The 5,829-nt window shown below is 69.5% G+C and carries 4 protein-coding genes; all 4 read right to left on the reverse strand.

What is annotated here, in order from left to right:
* A partial coding sequence (locus WBA11_RS18430; protein WP_424522095.1) for a DUF7594 domain-containing protein occupies positions 1–2,062 on the reverse strand: 2,062 nt, incomplete at its 3' end.
* A gap of 738 nt (positions 2,063–2,800) precedes the next feature.
* Complete coding sequence (locus WBA11_RS18435; protein WP_424522096.1) at positions 2,801–3,469, reverse strand: RNA-binding domain-containing protein; 669 nt, start codon at positions 3,467–3,469, stop codon at positions 2,801–2,803.
* Positions 3,470–3,515: 46 nt separating this feature from the next.
* Entirely contained in the window at positions 3,516–4,559 is a 1,044-nt protein-coding gene (locus tag WBA11_RS18440) for an NAD(P)H-dependent glycerol-3-phosphate dehydrogenase (RefSeq protein ID WP_424522097.1), read from the reverse strand.
* Positions 4,560–4,682: 123 nt separating this feature from the next.
* A complete protein-coding gene (gene purM, locus WBA11_RS18445; protein WP_424522098.1) occupies positions 4,683–5,684 on the reverse strand; it encodes a phosphoribosylformylglycinamidine cyclo-ligase in 1,002 nt (333 codons plus the stop codon).
* Between the last annotated feature and the right edge of the window lie 145 nt (positions 5,685–5,829).

Here is a 5,829-nt window from a genome sequence, read left to right on the forward strand (position 1 = left end):
GTGTGGGGGCGGCCTCGAGGCCGGACGCGTCCTCGAGGGCGAGGCCGAGCCGGTAGAGCGAGAGCATGAGCGCGGGGCCGCCCATGTGCCCCTCGTAGTGGTCGAACCCGCTCGCGTTGCCCGTCGCGGCGAACACGCGCGGGAGCGCCGAGACGTCGTCGAGGAACTCGCGCACAGCGAACGCGCCGAGTCGCTCGGCGTGGTCGAGGTGGAGCGCCTCGCCGGTCGCCGCGTGGACACCCAGAAACAGCTCGATAGCGCTGGCCACGGGGTCCGGCCACAGCGGAAGCGGGTCGCTGGCGAAGGCCACGTCGCACTCGGGCTCTCCCTGCTCGGCGTACCAGTCGGCGGCGGCGGCGGCCAGGTCGAGGAACCGGACGTCGCCGGATTGTTCGTAGCGCTGGAGGGCCGTCACCGCGCCCGACACGACAGGGCCGATCTTACCGTACGCCTGGCACCAGGGCTCCGTGCCGGCCACGGGGTTGTCGGGCGACAAGTCGGCCAGGCTCACTCGGTTGTAGAAGCCCACGCCGCCCGTCGCGAACGGGTGCGCGACGGCGTGGAACGTGGCCGTCGAGCGGCCGACCCAGTCGCGGAGCAGGTTCTCCGTAGCTGCCGGTAGAACGTCGAGGTCGACGGCCCGCTGGACGTCGACGACGCCCCGCATGTCGTTGAACGTCGAGTGACCGACCTCGCCGCCCAGCACGTCCAGAGCGGCGTTCGGGGGCGGTGTCTTCCACCACTGGGTCACGGCGTCGGTCCGGGCATCGCGGCGCCCGTTGTGGGCGACGGCTACGGCCTCGATGTAGCCGGCCATCTCGGTGCGCACGGCGGCGTCCGTCGAGGCCGCGTAGGCGTGGGCCCACACGCTCACCATGTGGCCGGCCGTCCGCGCGAAGACGAACCCTCGGTCGGCGCCAGACCCGTCGAGGTGGGTCTGGTGCGCCCACACGACGTTCTCCTTGTCGTAGACGTGCTCTTCCCAGGTCCCACGCGCGTACGCCTCCATCGCCTCGGGGGCGAGCGCGAACAGCTCGGACCAGAGCCCGGTCATGCCCAGCTGGAGCTCGTGCTTGAGGTCGCCCCACGGGTTGTCGTGCCTCGTAGTGGACTCGGTGTCGATCCGCCACGCGGCGTGCTCGCCCCACGGGATGAGCCCGGTGTCGAAGGCCGTGTTCCGGGCGTACCACCCCAGCGCGGCGTCGGCGGCGGCGGCGTATGACGCGTTGCCCGTGCCGGCCGTGAGGGCGTAGAGGAGTTCGTGGAGCGCGTGGTCGTCGTCGAGGTTGGCCGCGTTCCACGCCCGCTCGTGGGTCCGCGCGCCGATCTCGTTCCGGTCGGCGCCCACAGTGCCCTCGGGGTCGGCAAAGAGGTCCATCGTCTCGCGGTCGATCATCGTCGAGAACAAGGGGATCGCGCCGGCGTCGTCGAGGAAGCGCCCGTTCGCGACCATCTCGTCGGCGTAGGCCGTCGCCAGGGCGACGAAGTCCGGGCCTCCGCTGGCCGGCCCGTAGTCGAGGACGAGTTCGGGGGGGCGGCTCCCTTCGCGGCTCGAGAACGTGACCAGCCGGTTCGCGCCGGCGTCCTGGACCAGCCCGATCGAGGTCCGCGCCCCGCCCTCGCGACGGACCAGGTCCGTCACGTCCCACTCGTACCACCGACCGCACGCGGTCACGACCGTCCGGTCCTCGACGCCACTCTTAATCGCGGGCCGGGTCGCGTAGGTCACGTCGTTCTCGAGCAACCGCTCGACTTGGTAAGCCGAGATCGGCGCCGGCTCAGTATTGGGACGGTCGGCGCACCACAGGCGGAGCGTGGCGCGGGCGACCGCCGCCCGGTCCGCCCCTCCGACGGCGAACCGGAGGAACGCCTGGCGGGTGAACCGGTCCGTAGCTGAGTCCTTCACGCGGAGTTGGGGGGACGAGCCGTAGTTCGTGTCGGCATGGGTCCCCGCGCGGACGTAGGCGTCGCCGATGGCCTCGAGCGTGACCGACGGCTGAGCGGCGGCGACGGGGAGCAGGACGAGGACGAATAGGAGGCGCATCATTGGAGAGCGGGACATCGTGAACTGGAAGGCGGGCCTGGCGTACGGTCGCGAACGACAAGACCCAGAGGACCCCGCCGGCCTCGAACCAGACCACGTAAAACCCGGCGGGGAGCATGCTGTCCTCGAGGACGGCCACGTGCCCGTCTGACTCGAAGAGGACATCGGCGACTTCGAGGTCGGCGCGTCTGGCACCGCTGGCAGCGACGCCATTGAGGATTTCGTGGACCGCCTCGCTACGCAGCCATCACGCGCGGTGAGCCGTCCTCTGAAGCGTTCAGCACGCGCACCAATCGTATCTCCGGCTCTCCGACCTGCCCCTGGAACGGAGGACCTCGAGGCCGCGGCCGAGCGAGTCGTGCCCGCTGGCAACGGCCGGCCGGCGCGATGCCTGTGCGAGTCCGCACACAGAGCCGCGGACGGAGCGTGACGGTCGTACCAAGCGCTCATGGTGGTGGGAGCAGCGGCGTCGTGACGCGAAGCCACCACGGTGGCTTGGTCAGGGAGACATGTGAAGGAGCGAGCGCGGGGTTAGATAGGGCCGCGAGCAGCGGATCCCTCGCGAACCGTTTGCCCGAGCCGACAACGCCAAATACGGTACCGATTTCGTTGCACGGCATCATGAGAGAAACACGATGACGCCCTGTACACCTGGTGCGGAGCCTCCAGCGCGGAGGGATCCTCCGAGGCTTTCAGCCCGGCCGCGACACATGTGCGTCCGAGACCTGATGACCTACCTCGGCCCACTCCGAGCCGCTAGCCAGCGCGCATCCCCGCCATGAAAAAGTCCTCGCCGCCCTCTTGAGGATGAAGCGCGACGATGCCCGCGCGCGCCAGCATCACCAACGCCTTCGACGCCTTCCACGGTGGCAGGTCACTCATCCGAGCGTACTCCCGGACCGTGATTCGCTCGTGGCGGTCGAGGTACTCCAACAAACGGCGCTCGGTGTCGCCGAACGTGAACGAGACAGCGTCGCCCCGTCCCTCCGCCTTCATGAGCGCGACGGCCTCGCGGCTGGCCTCGACGGCCCGGTCGTCGACACGGACAAAGGCCCGCTGCTTCGGCAGCGTCCCGTCCGGGCGCCGGTCCGGTCGGAGGACGTGGGGCCGGTCCGGGCTGGCGGGCACGTGGACGACCAGCACCTCGCGCGTGCGGCTGACGCGGACGGACTCGACCTCGAGGTCGAGCGGCGGGAGGATCCGGTCCTCCAAGGCGCGCTCCAAGGCGAAGAACGACTCCTGCGCGTCCTTGACGCCGAGCACGGTCCCGTCGTCGTCGACGCCGACCAGGACTTTGCCACCGTCGGAGTTGGCCAACGCGATCACCTCTCGCGCCATCCGCTCCGGCCGAGGGACGCGGTTCTTGAACTCGAGATGCTGCCCCTCGCCCATCGACGCGAGTCGCTTGACGTCGGCGGCAGTCATGAGATCGTTGGGGGCTAGCGGAAGGTGCGCGGCCTCGAGGACGAGGCTAGGCCTCGGTCCCGTCGAAGCCGGGGACATCAAAATGCGCGCCCTCGAGCTTGGGATCCCGAGCCATCAACTGCCCGACCGCGCGGGCCGGATCCAAGCCGTCGAACAGGATGGACCAGACAGCCTCGGTGATCGGCATCTCGACCTCGAGTCGGCGCGCGAGCTCCCGGACCGACTCCGTCGTGCGGACGCCCTCGACGACCATCGTGGAGTGACCGAGCGCCTCGGTCTGCGTCTCGCCCTTCCCCACGCGCTCGCCGAACGCCCGGTTGCGGCTGTGCCGGCTAAAGCACGTCACGACTAAGTCCCCGAGCCCGGCGAGCCCCGCGAAGGTGTGCGCGTCGGCACCGAGCGCGAGTCCTAAGCGCGTGATCTCGGCGAGACCACGCGTCACGAGGGCGGCCTTGGCATTGTCGCCCAGTCCGAGCCCGTCCGAGATCCCTGCCGCGACCGCCATCACGTTCTTGACCGACCCACCGACCTCGACGCCGACCAGATCTGCGTTCGTGTAGACTCTCAGCGCAGGCCGCATAAACAGCTCTTGCACAACGCTCGCGACCTCGAGGTCGGGGAACGCCGCCACGACGCTGGTCGGCCGCTCGAGGGCGACCTCTTCGGCGTGACTCGGGCCGTACAAGACGCCCAGCCTCGACGGGTCAGCGTCGGGCAGCACATCCCGCAGGACGCCGCTCGTCGTCAGCAAGGTCTCGTTCTCGATCCCCTTGGCGACGGAGATGACCGTCAGATTTGGCTGAACTGCGTCCTCGAGGTCGCCCACCACGGAGCGGACGGACTGGCTCGGGACGGCCACCAGCCAGACGTCAGAGCCCTCGAGGGCGGACCGGATCTCGGACGTGACCTCGAGGTCGGCCGGCAGCTCTGCGTGTGGCAGGTAGTCGTTGCGCCGCGACGTGCGTATCGCCTCGGCAGCTTCGGCGCGGCGCGCCCACAGGGACACGTCGTGCCCGCTGTGGGACAGACTGACGGCCAAGGCCGTGCCCCAGCTTCCGGCGCCGAGAACGGCGATGCGCGTGCGACTCATGCGGAAGGATACGGTTGGAGCGTCGCGACCTCGAGGCCGAGGCGGCTACGGTTCGCGGGTCACGCGACCTCGAGGGCGAAACGGGCGGGACGGCATCGAGGACGCAGATCCACTCGCTCCGAGCTAGCTCGCGACGACGCGACCGACCTCGAAGGCGGGTTCTCCCAGCGCTCCCAAGACGGTCAGGGCGCGCTCCCTGGACGATTCCGGCACGATCGCGACCAGCCCGACGCCCAGGTTGAACGTCCGCCGCATGTCGTCCTCTGGCACCTCTCCCACGTCTTGAATCAGCTTGAAGATGCCCGGCCGTGTCCAGGCGCCCCACGCGACCTCAAGGCCGAGGCCGTCCGGCACGACGCGCTCCGTGTTGCCGACCAAGCCGCCGCCGGTCACGTGAGAGAAGCCGTGGGCCAGGCCCTCTGCGACGAGGGCTTGGATCACGTCGAGGTAGCTCCGGTGCACCGCGAGCATCGCCTCGCCGACGGACGTGCCGCCCAGCAACTCCGGCGTGTCGCCGGCCACGAACCGCTCGAACAGCACCTTGCGCGCCAACGTGTAGCCGTTCGTGTGCAACCCGGTCGAGGGCAAGCCGAGCAGCACGTCCCCGGCCTCGATGGCCGAGCCGTCCACGATCGCGTCACGCTCGACGACGCCGACGATGGTGCCCGCCAGGTCGTAGTCGTCGCGCGCGTACAGGTCCGGCATCTCGGCCGTCTCCCCGCCGATGAGTGCGCAGCCGTTCTCGGTGCACGCCTTGGCGAACCCCTTGACGACGGCCTCGACGACGTCCGGCCGCACCTGGCCCGCTGCGAAGTAGTCCAAGAAGAACAACGGCCGCGCCCCGCTCACCGCGATGTCGTTGACGCAGTGGTTGACCAGGTCCTGCCCCACCGTGTCATGCTTCCCGACACGCTGGGCCACTTTGAGCTTCGTCCCGACGCCGTCCATCGAAGACACCAAAACGGGGTCACGGTAGCCATCTTTGTCGAATGCAAAAAGCCCGCCGAACGAGCCGATGTCGGTCAGCACGCCCGGCGTGAACGTGCCGCGGACGTGGCCTTTGATGCGTCGGACCGCTTCTTCGCCCGCGTCGATGTCGACGCCCGCCTCTTTGTACGTAGCCATGTCAGGGTGCGTGTGAGCCGAAAGGTACCGGGAACGCGTATGTCGAGGACCGGCGGCACGTATCTGCACGCCCGCTTCTCGTCCTCGACGCCATGACGCTCCGCCTTCTCGCCCTCCTCCTCATCGCGTCCTCGAGTGCGTCGGC

Origin of the sequence: Rubrivirga sp., assembly GCF_049648075.1 — a bacterium.
In the GTDB taxonomy this organism is placed as follows: Bacteria; Bacteroidota; Rhodothermia; order Rhodothermales; family Rubricoccaceae; genus Rubrivirga.

Excerpts from the sequence above, each read along its gene's own strand:
- WBA11_RS18435 (WP_424522096.1), bottom strand. The coding sequence starts at position 3,469 with ATGACTGCCGCCGACGTCAAGCGACTCGCGTCGATGGGCGAGGGGCAG.
- WBA11_RS18440 (WP_424522097.1), bottom strand. The coding sequence starts at position 4,559 with ATGAGTCGCACGCGCATCGCCGTTCTCGGCGCCGGAAGCTGGGGCACG.
- purM (WP_424522098.1), bottom strand. The coding sequence starts at position 5,684 with ATGGCTACGTACAAAGAGGCGGGCGTCGACATCGACGCGGGCGAAGAA.